Consider the following 17,892-nt stretch of genomic DNA (forward strand, 5'->3'; position numbering starts at 1 on the left):
TGTAGACCCGGCGAGAGCGGGAGGCTCACACCCGAAGCTAGTGGATCATCGTTGGGTCGCACTGGTACTGCCTGGTCTGACGCAGCGGGCGGAACCCCAGCCGCTCGTTCACCGCGAGCATGTGGGTGTTGTCCTCGGCGTTGTCGGTCTCGATCTCCAGCACGGCGGGCCACTCGGCGCGCAGCCATTCCAGCATGGCCGCCTTGACCCACAGCCCGAGTCCCTTCCCACGATGCGCGGACACGACCGCCGTGTCGTACTGGATCGCCCGCGTGCCGTCCCCGACCGGGATCACCAGCTCCGTGAAGCCCGCGATCGTGTCGTCGTGCAGGGCGGCCACCGTCAGCAGCGTGTCCCCGCGCTTCTCGACGACCTCGGCCATGTCCCGTACGCGGTCGATGTCCCAGGTGGTCGTGCCGTAGTCCATCTTCCCCGTCGGCATGTCGCCCATGGCGCTCTTGGCCGCGGCGAACGCCTCTGCCAGGTCGCCCGGCACCACCCCGAGCCATCGGGTCAGGTGGTACCCCGGGTGCTCGGTCCGTACGAGGTCCTCGACGCCGCGCGCCTCGGGGACGTTCAGCAGCAGGAGGCTGAGGGAGAGCGCGCAGGTGAAGCCGTTCGCCTCGAGGAAGGCCGCGCCGGAGGCCTGGGCGGACGCCTCCACGACCAGGCTCCGGCGGTTCTCGTCCCGTGCCGCCCGCGCGACCGTCCGCAGCAGGCGGGTCCCGGCGCCCCGTCGGCGGTGCTCGGGATGGATGTGCAGGGTGAACTCCCCGAGGTGACGCCGGCCCTGCCCCTCGAACAGGCGGAGCCGCGCCACCCCCGTCACCGTGTCGTCCGTGGTGGCGACCCACATCAGGTGACGGCTGCCGACCCCGGGCGTGGTGAGCCGGCCGTGCACCTGGTCGAGGGTCGGCGCCGGCTCGCCGGGGAAATCGTGTGCGACCGACGCCGCGACGACCTCGTGCCACGCGGCGACGTCGGTGTCGGAAACATCGCGCAGTCGCTGAACCCTGTCCACGGACGCTCCTCGATCGTTGGTCCACGCTTTCCTATGGACCGTACGCGCCACAGCCCGACCACGTCTTTGATTCCGAAGAGCACCCGGGCCGGTATTCGCGCCGGATTTCTCCGCCTGCCCGGACGGCGTCTCAAGGCCGCCCGCGACGACGCTTATGCCCTACATGTCGCGTACGCTTCCGAGCACGTGCGGGCAGGTCGCGGAGGCGACCGCCGAGGCACGGAACAGACGTCATTGGATGCGAAGGGTGGACAGCGTGGGCGACGACCTCCAACGGGTTCTGGTGGTCATCCCGACGTACAACGAGCGGGAGAACCTGGAGATCATCGTCGACCGGGTCCGGGCCGCCGCCCCCGCGGCCGACATCCTGATCGCCGACGACGCCAGTCCGGACGGCACCGGGAGGATCGCCGACGAGATCGCCGCCCGCGACGAGCAGGTCCACGTCCTGCACCGCGCGGGCAAGGAGGGTCTCGGCGCGGCGTACGTCGCCGGGTTCGGCTGGGGCCTGGAGCGGGACTACGACGCGCTCGTGGAGATGGACGCGGACGGCTCCCACCGGCCCGAGGAACTCCCGAGGCTCCTGAAAGCCCTGGAAGACAACGACCTGGCCATCGGATCCCGGTGGGTGCGCGGCGGCAAGGTCGAGAACTGGCCGAAGAACCGCGAGGTCCTCTCCCGCGGCGCGAACACCTACGCGCGGCTGCTGCTGGGCATCCCCGTGCACGACTCGACCGGCGGGTTCCGCGCCTACCGCGCCAGCACGCTGCGCAAGATCGGCATCGACGACGTCGTCTCCCAGGGGTACTGCTTCCAGGTCGACCTGACCCTGCGCACGATCCGCCACGGCCTCCGGGTGGCCGAGGTTCCGATCACCTTCGTCGAGCGGGAGCGCGGCGATTCGAAGATGAGCCGCGACATCATCGTCGAGGCCTTCCGGCGCGTCACCGAGTGGGGCGTGCAGTACCGCGTGGCCCGCCTGACCCGCCGTACGTGACGCGGCGTGCCGGGACGCCTCCGTTCAGGCGTTGCGGCGGGGACTACGACGCGGATTTAGCGGCGCAGTGATCATTTCTGACCATTCCGGCTTTCGGTAAATGCATCCACATGTGTGGCGTAACATTAGCGTGCGCTTTTTTGGGCGCTTCCTCCCCCGCATGAGAAAACACACGTGCACCACGGCCTACCCCTGCCCGGATCCGACCAGGTAAGCGAGAGACCACCCCTCGAAGCCCCTCGGTCGTCCGGCGATCGAACCCTGGTCCGGGACCGGTGGTGGCGCGACCCGTACCTGGTCGTCGCGATCCCCGTCGGACTCTGGGCGATCCTCGTCACACTCCGGCACACCTGGACCAGCGACTTCCTGCTGCACCTGGCGACCGTCGACTCCCTGGCACGCGACCTCTGGGACCCGGTCGACCCGCTGGTCGGCCAGGCCTCCGGCAGCCCGTACTACTCCCCGTACGCTCTCCTGCTGGGCGCGACCAAGGCGGCGACGGGACTGTCCGCCCGGACGGTGCTCGAATTCGCCGGGATGGTCAACGTCGCACTGCTGCTCTTCGCCCTGCGCCGCTTCTGCCGCCACCTGGGCGGCGGACGCCTCGCGGCGGCACTGGCCCTGGTCTTCACCCTCCTCCTGTGGGGCATCGCCCCCGTCGCGTGGAGCGGCTTCCTCGGGCTGTACTCCCTCTCCTGGATCATGTGCTACCCCAGCGTCATCGGCACGGCGCTCATGCTCCTGGTCTGGGACGCGTTCCTGCGCCACCGTTCACGGCCCGAGGGCATGGGCGCGCTGGCCACCGTCGCGCTGCTCGGCGCCCTGGTCGTCCTGATCCACCCGTTCACCGCCGTGAGCATGACGATCGGCCTTGTCGCCTTCGTCCTGGCCGACCCGAAGGCCGCGCTCCGCGCGCGGCCGTTGGGTCTCGCCGCGGGCGCGGCGGCGGCCTTCCTCCTCGTCATGGCGTGGCCCTGGTCGGACGTCTCCACCCTGTTCGGGGCGGCGGGCAGCTTCAACACCATCCACAAGGTCCTCATCACGAACGTCGTCAAGGACGGCGGATTCGCCGCGTACGGCCTCGCCCTCGTCGGCCTGCCCGCACTCGCCACCGGCGGCCGCCGTCCACTCGGCCGCGAACTGCAGATCCTCTTCCTCCTCGCCGTCACGGTGATCTCCGTCGGCGCGGCCACCGGCTCGTACGGCCTGGCACGCGCGATACCGGTCGCCATGCTGCCGCTCCACCTGGCACTCGCGTCCTACCTCGCCGAGCGTGCCAAGGGCTGGCGGCCGTACGCGGCGGTCGCCCTCATCGCCTGCTGCGTCGGCCTGTACGGCGAGTCGGCCGGCCTGATCCGCGCCTACTGGCGCAACGTCTCCCCGGCCACCCTCCGCGCCTGGGGAGCCCCACCACCCGCCCCCTCGTACGACCACGTCCTCGAGGGCATCGAGCCCGGCGAGGTGGTCATCACGGACGACTGGGCCCTCGGCCGCCTCGTCAACGCCCGGGGCGCCTACACGGTCGTACCCGCCTGGCCGTACCCGTTCGTGGACGAGGCCGCCCGCACCCGCGACACGACGGCCTTCTTCGCACCGGACACCGCCCCCCGCGACCGCCTGGCCATCGCCGAGCGCTACGGCGTCACCTGCGCGCTGGTCACCCGCGACCGCGCCATCCTGAAACGGGACGCCCTCCCCGGCTTCACCGTCACCGCCCGAATGACCTTTCCCCGAGCCGTCCGCCTTTGCCGCTCCTGACCGGGTTGGAGGGGCCGGGTCGCCGTGATCGGCCGGTCAAGGGGGCGCTCAGGCGGTGACCGGTTCGGTGTCTCTCCGGAAGCGGTCGATGAGCCGGCCACCGTAGGTCGCGGCCGCGGGCGCGAGCAGCCACGCGAACGGAATGGCGGGTACGGCCCAGGGGAGCGCGGCGGTCACCGCGAAGAACCCCGCGACCGCCCAGGAACTGCTCGCCCCCCGCCGTACCTCCGCCATGTCGGCGTCCGGCGACAGGACGGACGGGCTGCGGTGAGCGACCTCCTTCAACGCCGCCTCAGAGAACAGCAGCGCCGCCTCCGACCCCGCGAACACGCACAGCGCGAGAGGGTTGTCGATGGCGTGCCCGAGCAACGCGGTCGGGAAGGGAAGGAGGGCCACGAAGAGCAGCAAGGGCGCATGCCACGCCGTGAACGCCCGGTTCAGCCGATCGACCTGGTCCATGAGCACGTGATGCCTGCGCCATACGGTCCAGAGCAGGGCGAAGGCCAGGAAGAAGGCGAAGAACGCCTCCCACTCGTGCGTCAGGAACCGCCACAGACTGGCGGAACTCTTCAGAGCATCGCCCTCGGGCCGCTTGATCTCGATCACGAGAAGCGTCATGGCGATCGCGAAGATGGCGTCGGTGAACATCGCCATCCGCTCGGGAGTGTCCCCCGGGGCGGCCTCCGCCCGCTCGGGAGTGTCCGTCAGGCCGGGCTTCGCCCGCTCACGGTCCACGTCGCCGACTGTCATGCACAATCTCCTCGCCATGCGATGGGACGATCACATGGCGGGCGGACCTACGGTGACCGCGAGGGCCACCACCGCCGGATGCCGCAGGTGATCACTGAACGAGAAAATACCGCCGTACAGGCACAGACCGCACCATATGCCCCTAGAGGGAGAGGTCCGGGCCTGAGTCCGCAGCTCGCCTTGCCGCCGTTCTTGCCCCGCCATCTCGGGCAAAGCGCCCGCTGCGCCGTCCATACCGGCGGCAACGAGTCAACGACGGTTACAAGGTGCGGCTCGCCATAACGCCAGCCTCACGGCCGACTGGGCTCGTGGCGACAGTCAAGACCGTTGACCGCGGTCCCACGGTGACGATGCGCGTGTCGACGTCGGCGAAGCCGGTGTCCGAGGCGAGCGACGCCGCGTCCCCGGCTGTCCGGGGCAGTGGCAGGTCCGCGGCGACGAGGTCGGCGAAACGCCCGGAGGGCCAGAACTGTGACGCCAACGGCAGCGTGAAGCCCACCCGTCCACCGGGCCGAAGCGCGCGCCGCCAGTCGGCCAACGCCCGCATACCGAGAAAGTGAAGGGACGAGGCGCACAGGATCAAGTCGAGCCCGCCGTCCGCCACGGGCAACGGCACCGCCGCCTCGACGTGCCAATCGATCGCCCGCTCCAGACCGAGCCGCTCGGCACGGGCCCGGCCCGCCCGGATCATTCCCGCCGAAAGGTCGACGGCGAGGATCGGCGTGCCCGTACGGGATCGTGCCCGTGCGACCGCCAGCGCCACCGCCCCGCTCCCACACGCCACGTCGGCGACCCTGTCTTCGTCGACAGGCCCCAAGAGGGCGAGCAGAGCCCGGGCGACCTCATCGTGATGATCGTTGTCATAGCCGTCGGCCAGCTCGTCGAACGCCCGCGCCATCTGCTCCGAACCCGTCACGGGCACACCGTAGGCGACATTCGGCGATGCCGGCAGTGCCGTGTAGGCGGCCGCGCCTTCGCTGGTTGACCCAGGTCGAGTAAGGCGGAAGGGGCTCCGCGCAAGGCGGAACCCCTTTGCGGAGTAGGAGCCCGGGTGAATCAGGGGAAGATCCGCTCGAAGCGGAACGACGTGCGACCGTTCGGGTCGGAGAGGATGTCGGCGGCGGAGGTCGCACCGGCGGCGTTGACGCGGGTCGCCTGCAACCTGATGGCCGTCGGCCCGCCGACCCTGATGCGCTCACTGATCGGCGCGGTCGTGTTCACCCCGTACGGGGCCGCGCCGGGGTTACCGTCGATGATCTGAGTGATGAGCCGTTCGCTGTTCGGCAGGACGGCGGCCGTGGTGACGTTGAAGAGCCGGGCGACGATGTACGCGTTGACCGGAGGCGTGCCGCTGAGCCGCCCGCGGACATCCAGGTCGAGCGTGTATATGCCGGCGGTGGGGAGCGTGACCTGCAGGCTGGAGTTCGCCCAGGTGCCGGACGGGGTCGGCTGGAGGTTGAGGCCGGCCGGCAGGTAGGCGATGCCGGACGGTCCGAGCTGAGCGTTGTACGCCTCGGCGGCCGTGCCGAAGGCCGGGGCGATGCCGTGCCGGCTCGTCGTGGCGGTGAAGGTGCCGGCGTGAGCGGAGACGGCGTGAGCGGAGCCGGCGAAGATCCCGAGGAATATGGTGGTTCCGAGGGCGGCGGTTAGTCGACGCATGACGTCCTTCCTGGTCAGGGGCCCTGACGTTCAGCCGACCTCTACCCGCGCCATACTCAGTCTATGCACAGAGAGTAATTGATAATTGACGGAACGTGTGGCCGAGACTGGTGGCATGAACATGAAGGTGATCGTGCGTTCGACGACGGCCCAAGACCCGGCGTTCGATGAGATCGGCGACCTGTTCAACGACTATCGGGCGCACTACGGCCATCCTGGTTCGAGCGAGGCCACGCGCCGATGGCTGCGTGACCAACTCACCGAGCGACGACTGCAACTCGCCGTTGCCGTGGTCGGCGGCCGTGGGGCGGGCTTCATCACCACGACCGTGATGCCGGCGTCCCAGACACTACGTACCTTCTGGCTGATCCGAGACCTCTACGTCAGCCCGGAACACCGACGAAGCGGCGTCGCCCGGGCTCTACTCCAGCACGTCATCGAGGCGGCTCGCGCCGGCGGCGCGCATCGCTTGTCGCTGCAGACCGAGACTGCGAATACTGCGGCGCTTCGCCTGTACGCGTCCGCTGGATTCGAATCCGTCACCGGGCTACAGCTGCTCAACCTCAAGCTCACCTAAGGTAATCCTGATGGTGATGTCTGGAGCTCAGGGCACTCTTGCGTGCCCTGAGCTGATGCTGTGGTGTGGAAACGCCGTCGACTGGCACTCAGGGCATCGGGTGGTCTCGAAGGATCTTCACCTTCTTGGGGTGCTCACGATCGGCCAGGCACGCATAGCCGGTCCGACCCGCACCGATGCCTCCGGCGGTCATGGCACCAATTCTCCGGTGTTGTACCAGTACCACCGGCCTCCACCATAAGTGCACTCCCAAATATATCCGTCGACTCCCGCAATCCGCTGCCCGTCGTTGAAACCGTTGCAGGGTTGGCTGGGGTAGTAGTCCGGTACGACGTGCGAGGGATTTGTGGCTGTGGCCACGCGAGCGCCAGCGCTATGTGTTGGCGATGCCGATGCGGACGCAGATCCGGTGGCGGTCACAGCGAGTGCGAATGCTGCGATGGCCACGATCCGCCGTCCTGCCAGTCTGGGCTTACTCCTCATTTATCTACCTCCATCTGATGAAGATCAGCAACGCCACGTCTCCGCACTGATCAACAGCTCCTGGGCCAACTCGGTCACTGGCCTCTCACTCGCCCGCCGCAGCACCAGGATCTCCCGGCGATGCGGCTCGGCGATCGCGTTGAAGACGTCCGACGTCGTCGCTGCTCGTGCCATAGGCTTGGGGCGCAAGGGTGAACGCCACCGCAGAGGAGAGCATCCCCCGGGGCCCCGCTTGGACTATCCGGCCGGCAATTCTCGATAAGCCCCGCTATCGACCCTGATCAGCGGTTCTTCAACACTCACTTAGGCCACGAACAGGTCGTACCAGGGCCCGTGGCTCGGGTCGCTGGTGTCTAGCGCGCAGTAGTAGTCACTCCACCGGCCCGAAGCGACGAGCGATTGGCCCGCCGCACTGCAGTCGGCGAAGGACAAGTAGTGGTTGAAGTACTTGTAGCTACAGCCGCTCGGTCCGCCGCAGCTCGGCTGGGCGACGCCGTTCGACCGGACGGTGTCGGCGGACGCAGTGGTGGCCGCGCCTGCGAAGGCGACGGTCGCCAGGGCGGTCGTCGCGAGGGCGCGTCTCATCATGGTCTTCATGCAAACCTCCTGGTAGATGCGGGCCTTGCTGGATGTAGCACTGCTCACGACTGGGAGGATTCAATGCCATGTCGGGCGATGCGGTGGATCCTTGCCTGGCCGCCAGTTGTTGTGTGCTTCTTCTTGCCTGACAGTGACTTTATTACTCGCAGTTTTTCTCGAGTGATATGTGTAGCCATTATGCGCAGCGGCCAAGGGAGGTGCGATCGTTTAAGCCCACGAGTTAAACGATCGCCTGCGGTCCAGGGCCTCGTCATCGGAATCATGTGAACCACACCGCCCACCCCAACAGCAGATCCCCACCAGCCCACAGCGCCTGCCGCCTCACCAAGCGGCGTGCGTCAGCGCATCGAAGCGATCATCTGGACGTTGACGAACCAACTGGGCCTGGAACGCCACAACGTCCGCACCGCCGAAGGGCTCTGGGCCCGCATCAGCCAGCGCATCCTGGCCCTCAACGCCGCCATCTGGCACAACTGGCAAACCGGAGCACCCACCAAACGATCACTTACCGCCTCTGCCCACTGACGAGCTTTCCCATCAATGATCAAGGCGGCGGCACAAGCGCCGCCGCAGGCCGCCCGCTCCGGCCCACCCTACGGGCGTGCGGCGTGGGCGCCGGTCCCTCCGGCCGTGCCGATCGGGCGGCCCAACACAGCCTTCGATCGCCACCGCGTCCTACGCGTGCTCGCTGATCGAGGCAGCGGATCTCGTCGCGATGCAGAACGGATGCCCAGCCGGATCGAGCAGCACCCGGAACCTCTCGCCCCCCGGTTGGAAGTCGGCCAACATAGCGCCAATGCCGAGGAGTTGCTTCTCGGCCTGATCGAGGTCGTCGACCGCGAAATCCAGATGGAGCCGTCGCGCGGCGTCGGGGTCAGGCCACCGGGCCGGCGCAGGGTTCGCGACCCGCTGGAAATCGAGGCGAACACTGCCGTCGATGACGAGCGCGGCGAAGTCCTCGTTGGACGAGAAGGACAGCTCGCCGCCCAAGAACGCCTGGTAGAACCGTACGAGTCCGGCCGGGTCCGGGCAGTCAATGGTGACGGCGAACAGGCGCGGCGTAGCGATCACGGGGCTCCTCGGCTGTGAAGGGCACGTCAAGTGCCACATTAGGCGGCAGACATCCGGTCCACGTGTCGGCTAAACCGTTCGACGAAGCCTCCGGCGGGGGACTCAGGCTCGGGGATGGAGTTGGCCCGCACGATGCGCACGGTGGTCAGTGGCTGGGGTGGAAGCCGGGTGAACTGCGGCGAGTGTCGCCGAGGCGTGCCCGTTGCGTGCCCGTTAGAGCCGACGATCACGGTCGCCTGCGGTCGCTTACGGGGAGAGCGCCGGGAAGGCACAGGTCAGCAGCTTCGCAGGTGATCAAATCACCGGCACCGACTTCCCAAGCCGGCAGCATCGCTAAGACAATTGAGCGGTGTTTATCAACATCAGACGTCCGCCGCGAGGCTGGCCATATCCGTGCCCATGCTGCGGGTATCACACGCTCGATGAGCGGGGCATGTACGAGATCTGCCCTGTCTGCTTCTGGGAAGACGACGGCCAGGACGAGCATGACGCCGATGAGGTTCGCGGCGGTCCCAACCGTGGGTTGAGTCTGACTCAGGCCAGGCGAAACTTCGCGACCTTTGGAGCCAGCGAGCGGCGTCGACTCCCGAATGTGCGTGACCCTCTTCCGGAAGAGCGTTCGCAGGCGGCGAGGGCCGACCGTCCTAGCCACTAGCGGGCCATTAGCTCCGGTGAGTGGGGGCCAACAGCGGTCACTCGCGGCCAAGCCAACGCCTAGCTCAGCCCCCGTGACGGCCCGGAATTAGAGGAGGGTGGTCGAGCTGTTGCTGTTCAGAAGGCTGATCACGCCGTCTGTGGGTCCTTCGATTCCGTCGATTAGGTAGTCGGGCAGGGGGATGTGGGCGAGCTCCCGGCCGGTGCCTGCGTCCAGGACGGTCAGTTGCTGGACGTCTCTTTCCTTTCCGGTGCCTGTGCAGGTCATCGGTGCGTATATGCGGCGGCCGTCGACGGCGATGCCCCTGTCCCCCACCAAGGGTGGGAGGTCGCCTGCATGTCTGGATACTTGCTCTCGGAGGTTGGACATGAGCAGTGGTCGATGGACGTTCACATACGAGGAGCCTTGGTGGATTGCACGACGGACTCCGGAAGCGGATGCCAATACGGTGCGAGCGGTCGAAACCTTTTTTGACCCCGTGGCTAACGACCCGGAGACGATAGAGGAACTCCTGAACGTTTGGCGGGACGGCTGCGAGTGCTTTGGGATCGGCTTCCGGACGGGGACGGAAGGCGGCGCAGTGGAGAGAATCAGTGATGAAGAGGTCGAATTGCAAGATAGGTACCGGCAGTTCGACAACGTTGTGATCAGCGTTGACGAGTTCGAGGACATGCTCCTGACGCTTAAACGGGCATCAAGCGAACATGGCCCGAAGAACCCTGTGGTCTCCCCGGACGAATCAACCTGATGCACCGCACAGTGCCCTGGGCAGGGCATCGAGAACGGCTGCCCCTGATCTAGGGGAGCGGGGCCGCCGGCAGACTCGCATTCGCTCGCCCTACGGGTGGCCTACGGCCATCAGACGGCAGCCCCGCTCACCACATCACGGGGACTGTAGAAGATGCCTCCGGCGGGGGCGCTTCCGGCTCCGGGATGGGAGCCACACCGGGCACCGGTTGGTCAGTGGTTGAGGTGGAAGCCTGCTCATCCCGCCTGCCGACGCCCCAGGACAAGCCGAGCAGACCACGCCCCAGGGGTCAAGGTCGTTCGTCCAGCGGGGCGCTCCACCTCGACCCCTGGGGCATGGCCCGCTCCCCGGAGGGTGGGACGACGGCAGACGGGATGACCAGGCCGGGGGAGCTGTGGCGTAGCGCCACGGATGTAGGGCAGGTCGAGCGGCGTCGTCACCGTCCCACGGGGTGCTAGCTTCCTCGTGCACGATCTTGTCGGTGGCGGGAACCTCGACCACCGCCGAATACACCAAGCGGACGTCGTACTCCGTCCAGCAATCGGAGATCTCAACACCGACCTCGGCTCCGCACCGGGCGCATAGCAAGTTGAGTCCGCTGAGTCCATCCAGCCTGCAGCAACCGGAAAGGCGCTCCGAACTCACGTGGTGCCGCATCAGCACACCATCCAGAGGGTTGATTACGCGCGTAGCGGTTGAATGATCCGGTCCGATGCGGAACGGCTTCGGGTCCGCCGAGAAGAGCCCCTTCGCCACAGTGGACGGTCCATAGCTGTAGTGCTCCCTTCCCTGCACTCGGGGCAGCCGGGTCCACTCTGTCTGCTGAACGGGATTCGACAACGGGGCACTGCACTGACGACACCTGAAGACGATCAGCACTCTCGTCCATCACCTCACACCAGGCGGACTGCGCTCCTAGAGCCCAACCGTACGGGTAACGCCTCCGGAGCCGGTAGCGCAAGGCATCTCGGGCCATTAAGCCGGGGGAGCTGACGGCAGTGACGGCAACGGTGACGGCAACAGAGGCAGCCGCCGCCGGATGATCACGGCTTCGTGCAGACGACGGACGTTGGGCCCGAGGCTTGATCGCCTGGACCATGATCGAGCTGATAGGGATGCGGTCAGGTGGTAAGCCCAGCTCCGTACTCTCCACCAGTTCCGGACCGAGGCCGCAGCGTCCGAGTACGGGCTAGGCTTGACCCGACGCTGGCAAGGTAGGCCGACACCAAGATCCGGAACATGCGCGGAACGGGCACCATCCGGACGCGCGCAGCGGTCAGGCTCCGCTAGGCTCTACCAGCGACAAGCCCTCGTAGCTCAGGGGATAGAGCAACGGTTTCCTAAACCGTGTGCCGCAGGTTCGAATCCTGCCGGGGGCACCCACCTGATCAAGGAAAACTCCGGTTGACCAGCATGAACATCGGTCGCCGGGGTTTCGCGTGTGTGCAGCAGTATGCCACCGGAAGCAGATCCCGGCCGTTGGTCGCGGGATATACGCGGGATGAGCGTCCGGGCGTCGGCCCAGGTCAGCGCCCGAAAAAGCGAAGGGCTCCGGGATGAACCGGAGCCCTGTCACCGAAGCGCGCGTCACGCCGCAAGTGCCTTCTCAATCATGCGGTTGATCCGTTCCTCGTCGCCGTCGAGACAACCTGCATAGACCTTCCACAGCACCTCGACACTGTGGCCCAGCCGCCGGGCGACCTCCTTGGGCGGGACACCGGCGTTGAGGAGCAGCGTCGCGCAGGCGTGCCGAAGGTCGTACGGCCGACCGGCGAGCGGTGTGACCTGCTGTTCGGGGGAGAGGCCGATGGTTCGGGCGTCCTGCCAGATACGCCATACGGCCGACGCGGAGACGGTTCCGCCGGTCGAGGTACGGAACAGCCGGCCATCCTCGGCCGCCCCGAACGCACCGTGGTGTTCGCGGAGAATCCGCACCAGCTCCGGTGGGATCGGGACCACTCGCTTCTCACCAACCGGCCGCCGTTTCAAGCCCTTGTCGTCATGCGTCTTGCCGCTGTCGGTGTAGAGCCGACCAGGGCCAGGCCGTGACCTGGCGAGCACCAGCCGGCCCCATCCAGCCTCGGGGAGGTTGCAGGAGCATTCCCCGTCACAGACACACAGCTCCGGAAGCTCACAGTCCTGACGCCGAAGGCCAGCCGCCTCGGACGGGCGGAGACCGCCGTAGTACATGCAGGCATACAGCGCCCGGAGACGACGACCACGGCCGTTGAACCGGCCCACGTAGGTCACCGCCGCAAGGAGTTGTCGCGCCTGGACGGGATTGGCGACAACGCTGCGGTCAACCTGCTCGACCTTGTCGGGTGCCTTCCAGTCGACCTGGTCGATCGGATTGGCGTCGAGCAGCTTCCGCTCTTTGACCGCGTACTTGAGCACGTTGTAGAGAACCGCGCGCTTCCGGGCGATGGTCGTGGCAGCCGCTGGGCGACCGTCCATGGTGACCGCGATGGCGTTCAGCGCGGAGCGAGTTACGTCAGCCTCGGCCAGGGCCGCCACGGGGAGCGATCGGCTTTGCAGCCACTTGAGAGCCGCAGCCTCCTCGTCCGGTACAGGCAGTTCCCAGCGCGGAGGATTCAGCGCATGGTGGAGCAGAGCCCGCCGGAGAAGCTTCGCGGCCGGTGCTCCCTTCTTGTCCGTGACGAGCGCGGGCGTCACCGTCGCCAGGGCGTCGAGAGTGCTCTTGCGGGTCTCACCGGCCGCAGGCGACCACTTGGCCTTGATGTACGACCTCACGAGCTCATACCAGGTGACGGCCGATTCCTTGGGGAGCATCGACTCGGGCAGGCCTGTCTCTACGTCGAACGCTTCGCCGGCCTTTGCCGCCTGCCGCAGGTCGGACAGGAAACTGTCGGCCAGGGCCTTGGTCCGGCGCGTCCGAGAGCGCTGCTTGCCAGCGACGACCCAGCGGATCTCATACGAGGCGGTCTTGCTGGACTTGTTTCGGCGGACGTCCCAGAACTTCACATCGGTCGACTTCACGCCGCCTCCCGCAGGGTCTCCAGCCAGGAGGCGAACTCACTGCGCCAAATGCGGATCTCGCCGTTCGGCAGCTTGAGACCGGCGGGAGCGTTGCCCAGTTCGCGCCACCGGTAGAACGTCCGGCGGGAGACCCCACCGAGTTCGGCGAGGACTTCGGGAACTGTCATCAGCTCATCTCGTCTGCTCACAGGACCTCCATGAGTTCCGGCAGGCTTCCGCCCGCTCCGGTGGAGTCGAATGGGGGCAAGGGCTTGCCGCTGAGCGCGGCGGTCAGGAACGCTTCGCCGGGTGTGTGGCCTTGTCCGACGTAGTCCCAGTGCGCGACGACGAGCACCTGGTCCTCGTCGAAGAGGGGCAGCCGGCCGGTCGTGATCTCGTGTTCGCGCTGGTTGAAGGCCATACGCGCTTGGCGGAGCGCGCCGAGAGTGGTCGAGTACCGGCGCGACTTGGTCGAGAAGTGGCCCCGGAAGCCGAGCATGTGCGCCCAGTCGGCAAGCCGAAGATGGGCCATCTCGACCAGCGCCCCGAGACGCCGACACTCAGCGATCAACCGGCGGGCATGGTCGCGGACGTTGAGCCGGTCGAGGTCATCGGTCGGACGGATACGCCGGTCCAGGGTGCCGACACACTCAGCCGCTTTCGTGGCGTACTTGGCGATGTAACCCGCCACGGCTTGGTCGCTCAGATCGCCGGTCGTGGTGATCGGCCGCACGTCGACCTGTGAACCCCACGCCAGCGCGCGGGCGGGAAGGTTCTCGGCCTCCGGTGTGGTCACCGTGACCGCGCGGGCAGCATGACGTACGGCGTCGTCGAGGAGGTCACCGGTTGCCCAAGCAGGCGGGGACATGGTCGGCCCGTCCGGTCCATCGAGGCGGATGACGGCGTGGAAGTGGACCACGCCCCGGCGTTGGTATTCGGCGACCTTGGCGAAGGAGACGGCCAGCACAGCCCGTAGTTCGGCCACGGTCAGGCCCGCCGACTTGGCCAGCCGTCGACGCAGGGCGAGCGTGAAGCGCCGCCACAGCTCAGGGGCGAGCGCGTTGAACAGGACTGAGCCGGTGTAGTCGTAGCAGTCTGGGCAGAGCGGTTCACCCAACCGCCGATCGTCGGCCCCATGCCGCTCGGTGCAGGACTGAGGCCGGCCGTGCGGGCAGTCACCCAAGTCTCGGCGAGGGCGGCACGGCCGGACGGTGCTGTTCTTCTCTCGCCGGGCGTGGACCGGCCCGAACGAGGGAGCGGTCAGGGTGACGAACGCGGCCGGATGCTCGGTGACGGTGTCGGGGACGCCTTTGCCGCCGACCAGGCCCGCCCGGACGAGTTGGTAGGTGTCGGCCCGGTAGACCTCCGCACACGAGGGACACCGCGAGGCACGGCGGGTTTTGCACGCCACGCGCAGCACCCCGTCCGGCTCGTGGAGCGTGGAGTAGCGGTGGAGAAGGGCGCCGGTGAGCGGGTCGCGGTAGTCGACACGCCCGCGTAGGTGGATGGGTTGGGCGCAGCCGCCGGTCTTGCGGATCTGGGCGGTCCAGCGGTGGTAGTCGGGGGAGGTGGCGCGGCGGGCGATGTCGCGGAGGGTCAGCGGCGATGGGGCGGTAGCAGGCAAGATGGAGGGGTCTCCTGTCGTTTGAACGCGGTTGGGGATGGCCCCCGACGTGGCGCGGAACTTGGCGGTTGTTGGGCCACGCCGGGGGCGCAGAGCCTCAGCAGAGTCCGAGGCCCTGGCAGTGCTGGCAGGTCTGGCCGTCGGAGGTCAGGCCGCCGGTGCAGTGGCAGCACTGCCAGTGCTCCACAGGCGGCACGAGCGCCGGACGGTCCTCGTCCAGGCCGTTCACGCGGCTTCCTCGGTCGTGGTGTTGAAGGCCGGGGCGTAGGTCATCAGCGCGTTGTGGGCGGCCATGCGGCGGGCGGGGATGTGCACGATCCGATAGGTGATGCGGCCGAAGGTCCTGGACGCGGTGTAGTGGCCGCCGGGGCTACGGACCGGGGTCACGTCGAGGAGAGCGGCGATCCGCTCGACCTCGGCCGTCTCCTGCTCGTCGGTGCCCTCGGTGTGGACGCTGACTTCCCAGCCGTACTCATAGACGGGGATGGCGGGATTGGCCTCCAAGAAGTCAGCGAGTGCCCGGAGGCCGGCGATGGTCTGGGTACGGGCGAACAGGTCACCGGGCACGATCGGCTGCGTGGTCATGGCGGTTTCCTCTCAGGCGGTGCGGATCTGGCGGAGCAGGTCAGAGGCGAGCTGGTTGGACACGCCCAGCCGGGCGCGCAGCACATCGCGGGTGATCGGCCGCCCGTGCCGTTCCTCGTGTTCAGTGGCCACGCGACGGGCGAAGGTGAGCAGTTCGGCCGCCGGACCGATCGCTGAAGGAGGTTCGTCCCGGCGCTCGTCCTGGCTCTGGGCGTCGTCTTGGTCGTCCCGGACGAGGACGAGGTCAGAGGACAGCGGTCCGAACGACGGCGGGACCGGGGACGACTCGGCGGGGACCGTCGCGGACGGGCACATGTCGGCCGGTCGCCGACCGGTGGAGCGCCGTTCGAGCATGGAGACGGCGACCAGGAATGCGCCTGCCGGGGTGGCGGCGGTCAGCCAGCCCCAGGGTGTGGGTTCGGCTTGGGCGAGGTTGGCGGCCAACGAGAGCACCACCCCGCCGGCCAGCACCAGCGACGGCCAGGAGACCGGTCCGGTACGGCGTCCGGTGCGCCGGTCCCGCTGACGTTCGCGGGCGGCCATGACACAGGTCAGGTCGATGCAGACGGCAATCGCCCAGGCCATCCAGCCGTGTTGTCCGTGCTGGCGGGCGGTGTCACGGATGTGGGTGAACGACCCCGCCGCAGCAATCGCCGCCAGGACGACGACCGGCCCGGAGTCGGCCACCAGGCCACCGAGGCGGGGCATCACGCCGCCCCCAGCTCGCACGCGCCCAGCAGCGCGGCCAGTTCAGGGTCACAGTGGTGGGTGTCGGCCCAGTCGAGGAGCCAGCCCAGCGCGTCCGGGTAGGCCGACTCCGTCTCGGCGCACCGGGCGCAGGCCGCGACGTGGACACCGCGCGTGTCGTCGAAGGCCAGCCGGACGGGGCCGAGGACGGGTCGGCGGGATGCGGACGGACGGCCGTCCCGGCGGCGGGGACGAGCGGACGAGGAGCGGACGGCGGGACGGCGCAGGGGAATCACGTTCGTCATGGGAAGCTCCGGGAGGTCGAGACAGGGTGGTTAGGCGGCCTGGTCGTCCGGCAGCGCACACGGGCCGGTTCGGACGAGTTGCGCCCAGGGGGTGGCGAGGTAGCGGTGTCCGTGGGCGGCGGCTTCCGCATCGGCCTCAGTGGTCAAAGCCGACCGCGCCCGATCCCAGGACCCGTCACTGCCAGCCACGATCGCCACGCCGGGCGTCTCGGCCGGGATGGCACGGGCCGCTTCGAGTGCGGCCGGGTCCATGTCGCCGAGCGTCATCGTGGCCGTCTCGGGGTCGTTGACCCGGTGGCAGACGCGGCCGGACAGTTGGGAGCGCAGGGCGGTGACGCCGGGGCCGAGGTCGGAGCCGATGCGCTGGCCGCAGACGATCAGGTAGACCCCGAACGCCCGCCCGAGTTGAGCGATGCGCAGCAACGCGACCGAGGTCTTGGCGACCTCGTCTTTCTCGGCCTTGTCCGCGATCAAGAACAGCTCAGCGACCTCGTCGACCACGACGACGATCGGCATGGGCCGCAGTTCCTCAGGCAGCCGCCACACGTTGCGGACGCCGTGTTCGCGGCAGTCGGCCATCCGATGCGTCAGCTCCGAGACCAGTCCATCAAGGAGGCGCACACACCCTGCCCGCGTCGTGGCCAGCGCGGACATGCGGGACGCGTAGGGGGTCAGCTCGACTCCGCCCTTGAGGTCGAAGCCGACGAGGGCGACCGGTTGCGGGGCGAGGCCGGCGATGATGGCGTTGAGCAGTGTGGACTTGCCCGATTGGGTGGCGCCGGCGAACAGCCAGTGCGGGACGGTCTTGAAGTCGATCACCCAGGTCCGACCGTTCTCCAGCACGCCAGGCCGGACCCTCAGCAGGTCCCCTGGCTCAGGGGGCAGTGGCGGGACCGTGATGAGGGGGTCTTTGCGGGTGGCGATCAGCACGACCTTGCCCGGCTTGGATTCCAGCACCCGCACCGCGTGCGCCCGCCAGGCGTGCGCCAGCCGTTCGGCGACCTTGGCGAAGTCGTCGGGGATCTGCCCGTCGTTCAGCGTGATCCGGAGTCGCCAGCCCAGCCGGGAGGGGCGGATCAGCCCGAGGCGGGGAGCCTTTTCGATCTCCACCCGCCGCAGGTGCCGACGCTCCACGATCGCCGTCGCCTCACGGGAAGCGGCCCCTAGGACGGGGACGGAGTCCAGGGTGATGCGCCAGCGCCGCCGCTTGTGAGTCAGTTTGCAGGCTGAGGCGACGTGCTGCCAGGTGGCGTACAGCCACACCGCGCGGGCCGGGAACCCGACGCACAGCCAGAACGACAGCGGATGAAACCGCCGCCACACCAGGCCCCCGGCGACCACGGCGACAAGACCCGCAACCACCTCGAACAGCGTTGCCTTGTCGAACATCACGGCC

The 17,892-nt window shown here is 68.1% G+C and carries 21 protein-coding genes, 1 tRNA gene and 1 pseudogene; 7 read left to right on the forward strand and 16 right to left on the reverse strand.

Annotation, left to right across the window (positions count from 1 at the left end; all coding sequences use genetic code 11):
- Positions 1-37 precede the first annotated feature (37 nt).
- Entirely contained in the window at positions 38-1,021 is a 984-nt protein-coding gene (locus ACQP2O_RS05865) for a GNAT family N-acetyltransferase (protein ID WP_433180602.1), read from the reverse strand.
- Positions 1,022-1,277: 256 nt separating this feature from the next.
- On the opposite strand from ACQP2O_RS05865, the gene ACQP2O_RS05870 reads away from it, so the two are divergent.
- Entirely contained in the window at positions 1,278-2,018 is a 741-nt protein-coding gene (locus tag ACQP2O_RS05870) for a polyprenol monophosphomannose synthase (protein ID WP_433180604.1), read from the forward strand.
- 174 nt (positions 2,019-2,192) lie between these two features.
- Entirely contained in the window at positions 2,193-3,776 is a 1,584-nt protein-coding gene (locus ACQP2O_RS05875) for a hypothetical protein (RefSeq protein ID WP_433180606.1), read from the forward strand.
- A 48-nt stretch (positions 3,777-3,824) separates the two neighbouring features.
- On the opposite strand, the gene ACQP2O_RS05880 is transcribed toward ACQP2O_RS05875, so the two are convergent.
- The 3 genes from ACQP2O_RS05880 to ACQP2O_RS05890 all read right to left on the reverse strand — a co-directional run bounded on the left by ACQP2O_RS05880 (position 3,825) and on the right by ACQP2O_RS05890 (position 6,185).
- Complete coding sequence (locus ACQP2O_RS05880) at positions 3,825-4,526, reverse strand: TMEM175 family protein (protein ID WP_433180608.1); 702 nt, start codon at positions 4,524-4,526, stop codon at positions 3,825-3,827.
- Positions 4,527-4,785: 259 nt separating this feature from the next.
- Positions 4,786-5,424 carry a class I SAM-dependent methyltransferase gene (locus tag ACQP2O_RS05885; RefSeq protein ID WP_433180610.1) on the reverse strand — a complete coding sequence of 213 codons (639 nt, stop codon included), beginning with the start codon at positions 5,422-5,424 and terminating at the stop codon, positions 4,786-4,788.
- A 158-nt stretch (positions 5,425-5,582) separates the two neighbouring features.
- Positions 5,583-6,185 (reverse strand): hypothetical protein, encoded by a 603-nt coding sequence (locus ACQP2O_RS05890; RefSeq protein WP_433180612.1) that lies wholly within the window; start codon positions 6,183-6,185, stop codon positions 5,583-5,585.
- 115 nt (positions 6,186-6,300) lie between these two features.
- Between ACQP2O_RS05890 and ACQP2O_RS05895 the strand changes: the two genes are divergently transcribed.
- Positions 6,301-6,762 carry an N-acetyltransferase family protein gene (locus tag ACQP2O_RS05895; RefSeq protein ID WP_433180614.1) on the forward strand — a complete coding sequence of 154 codons (462 nt, stop codon included), beginning with the start codon at positions 6,301-6,303 and terminating at the stop codon, positions 6,760-6,762.
- Positions 6,763-7,269: 507 nt separating this feature from the next.
- On the opposite strand, the gene ACQP2O_RS05900 is transcribed toward ACQP2O_RS05895, so the two are convergent.
- Together ACQP2O_RS05900 and ACQP2O_RS05905 are read right to left on the reverse strand one after the other, a co-directional pair.
- Positions 7,270-7,419: a hypothetical protein gene (locus tag ACQP2O_RS05900; RefSeq protein ID WP_433180616.1), complete on the reverse strand. Its 150-nt coding sequence runs from the start codon at positions 7,417-7,419 to the stop codon at positions 7,270-7,272.
- 129 nt (positions 7,420-7,548) lie between these two features.
- Entirely contained in the window at positions 7,549-7,842 is a 294-nt protein-coding gene (locus tag ACQP2O_RS05905; RefSeq protein WP_433180618.1) for a hypothetical protein, read from the reverse strand.
- A 327-nt stretch (positions 7,843-8,169) separates the two neighbouring features.
- Between ACQP2O_RS05905 and ACQP2O_RS05910 the strand changes: the two are divergent.
- Positions 8,170-8,370: pseudogene (locus tag ACQP2O_RS05910) on the forward strand (IS982 family transposase); the annotation flags it as partial.
- Between the two features lie 150 nt (positions 8,371-8,520).
- On the opposite strand, the gene ACQP2O_RS05915 reads toward ACQP2O_RS05910, so the two are convergent.
- Positions 8,521-8,916, reverse strand: a complete 396-nt coding sequence (locus ACQP2O_RS05915) for a VOC family protein (protein ID WP_433180620.1) — start codon at positions 8,914-8,916, stop codon at positions 8,521-8,523.
- Positions 8,917-9,265: 349 nt separating this feature from the next.
- Between ACQP2O_RS05915 and ACQP2O_RS05920 the strand changes: the two genes are divergently transcribed.
- Complete coding sequence (locus ACQP2O_RS05920; RefSeq protein WP_433180621.1) at positions 9,266-9,571, forward strand: CPCC family cysteine-rich protein; 306 nt, start codon at positions 9,266-9,268, stop codon at positions 9,569-9,571.
- Between the two features lie 87 nt (positions 9,572-9,658).
- On the opposite strand, the gene ACQP2O_RS05925 is transcribed toward ACQP2O_RS05920, so the two are convergent.
- Complete coding sequence (locus tag ACQP2O_RS05925) at positions 9,659-9,838, reverse strand: hypothetical protein (protein WP_433180623.1); 180 nt, start codon at positions 9,836-9,838, stop codon at positions 9,659-9,661.
- 100 nt (positions 9,839-9,938) lie between these two features.
- On the opposite strand from ACQP2O_RS05925, the gene ACQP2O_RS05930 reads away from it, so the two are divergent.
- Both ACQP2O_RS05930 and ACQP2O_RS05935 read left to right on the forward strand, forming a co-directional pair.
- Complete coding sequence (locus ACQP2O_RS05930) at positions 9,939-10,319, forward strand: hypothetical protein (protein WP_433180625.1); 381 nt, start codon at positions 9,939-9,941, stop codon at positions 10,317-10,319.
- A gap of 1,306 nt (positions 10,320-11,625) precedes the next feature.
- Positions 11,626-11,698: transfer RNA gene (locus ACQP2O_RS05935), tRNA-Arg, on the forward strand.
- 208 nt (positions 11,699-11,906) lie between these two features.
- Here ACQP2O_RS05935 and ACQP2O_RS05940 read toward each other — a convergent pair.
- From ACQP2O_RS05940 to ACQP2O_RS05975, 8 genes are all read right to left on the reverse strand, one after another.
- A complete protein-coding gene (locus ACQP2O_RS05940) occupies positions 11,907-13,301 on the reverse strand; it encodes a tyrosine-type recombinase/integrase (RefSeq protein ID WP_433180626.1) in 1,395 nt (464 codons plus the stop codon).
- An 11-nt stretch (positions 13,302-13,312) separates the two neighbouring features.
- Complete coding sequence (locus tag ACQP2O_RS05945; RefSeq protein WP_256511094.1) at positions 13,313-13,483, reverse strand: helix-turn-helix domain-containing protein; 171 nt, start codon at positions 13,481-13,483, stop codon at positions 13,313-13,315.
- A 17-nt stretch (positions 13,484-13,500) separates the two neighbouring features.
- A complete protein-coding gene (locus ACQP2O_RS05950) occupies positions 13,501-14,919 on the reverse strand; it encodes a replication initiator (protein ID WP_433180628.1) in 1,419 nt (472 codons plus the stop codon).
- A 97-nt stretch (positions 14,920-15,016) separates the two neighbouring features.
- The gene (locus ACQP2O_RS05955) at positions 15,017-15,148 is read right to left on the reverse strand and encodes a hypothetical protein (protein WP_433180630.1); all 132 of its coding nucleotides are present in this window, start codon (positions 15,146-15,148) and stop codon (positions 15,017-15,019) included.
- Complete coding sequence (locus ACQP2O_RS05960; protein ID WP_433180631.1) at positions 15,145-15,504, reverse strand: hypothetical protein; 360 nt, start codon at positions 15,502-15,504, stop codon at positions 15,145-15,147. Before ACQP2O_RS05960 ends, ACQP2O_RS05955 begins: the two co-directional genes overlap by 4 nt.
- Positions 15,505-15,516: 12 nt before the next feature.
- Positions 15,517-16,212 (reverse strand): DUF2637 domain-containing protein, encoded by a 696-nt coding sequence (locus tag ACQP2O_RS05965; protein WP_433180633.1) that lies wholly within the window; start codon positions 16,210-16,212, stop codon positions 15,517-15,519.
- Positions 16,212-16,496, reverse strand: coding sequence for a hypothetical protein (locus ACQP2O_RS05970; RefSeq protein ID WP_433180635.1), 285 nt, complete (start codon positions 16,494-16,496; stop codon positions 16,212-16,214). The genes ACQP2O_RS05965 and ACQP2O_RS05970 overlap by 1 nt, the downstream gene beginning before the upstream one ends.
- Positions 16,497-16,526: 30 nt before the next feature.
- Entirely contained in the window at positions 16,527-17,885 is a 1,359-nt protein-coding gene (locus tag ACQP2O_RS05975) for an FtsK/SpoIIIE domain-containing protein (RefSeq protein WP_433180636.1), read from the reverse strand.
- Positions 17,886-17,892 lie beyond the last annotated feature (7 nt).

Source organism: Actinoallomurus sp. CA-150999 (assembly GCF_050942425.1).
GTDB lineage: Bacteria > Actinomycetota > Actinomycetes > Streptosporangiales > Streptosporangiaceae > Actinoallomurus.

Bases quoted from the DNA above. Each gene is read 5' to 3' on its own strand.
- ACQP2O_RS05880 (WP_433180608.1), bottom strand. From the start codon at position 4,526: ATGACAGTCGGCGACGTGGACCGTGAGCGGGCGAAGCCCGGCCTGACG.
- ACQP2O_RS05885 (WP_433180610.1), bottom strand. From the start codon at position 5,424: ATGGCGCGGGCGTTCGACGAGCTGGCCGACGGCTATGACAACGATCAT.
- ACQP2O_RS05890 (WP_433180612.1), bottom strand. From the start codon at position 6,185: ATGCGTCGACTAACCGCCGCCCTCGGAACCACCATATTCCTCGGGATC.
- ACQP2O_RS05895 (WP_433180614.1), top strand. From the start codon at position 6,301: ATGAACATGAAGGTGATCGTGCGTTCGACGACGGCCCAAGACCCGGCG.
- ACQP2O_RS05900 (WP_433180616.1), bottom strand. From the start codon at position 7,419: ATGGCACGAGCAGCGACGACGTCGGACGTCTTCAACGCGATCGCCGAG.
- ACQP2O_RS05905 (WP_433180618.1), bottom strand. From the start codon at position 7,842: ATGAAGACCATGATGAGACGCGCCCTCGCGACGACCGCCCTGGCGACC.
- ACQP2O_RS05925 (WP_433180623.1), bottom strand. From the start codon at position 9,838: ATGACCTGCACAGGCACCGGAAAGGAAAGAGACGTCCAGCAACTGACC.
- ACQP2O_RS05930 (WP_433180625.1), top strand. From the start codon at position 9,939: ATGAGCAGTGGTCGATGGACGTTCACATACGAGGAGCCTTGGTGGATT.
- ACQP2O_RS05945 (WP_256511094.1), bottom strand. From the start codon at position 13,483: ATGACAGTTCCCGAAGTCCTCGCCGAACTCGGTGGGGTCTCCCGCCGG.
- ACQP2O_RS05960 (WP_433180631.1), bottom strand. From the start codon at position 15,504: ATGACCACGCAGCCGATCGTGCCCGGTGACCTGTTCGCCCGTACCCAG.
- ACQP2O_RS05965 (WP_433180633.1), bottom strand. From the start codon at position 16,212: ATGCCCCGCCTCGGTGGCCTGGTGGCCGACTCCGGGCCGGTCGTCGTC.
- ACQP2O_RS05970 (WP_433180635.1), bottom strand. From the start codon at position 16,496: ATGACGAACGTGATTCCCCTGCGCCGTCCCGCCGTCCGCTCCTCGTCC.
- ACQP2O_RS05975 (WP_433180636.1), bottom strand. From the start codon at position 17,885: ATGTTCGACAAGGCAACGCTGTTCGAGGTGGTTGCGGGTCTTGTCGCC.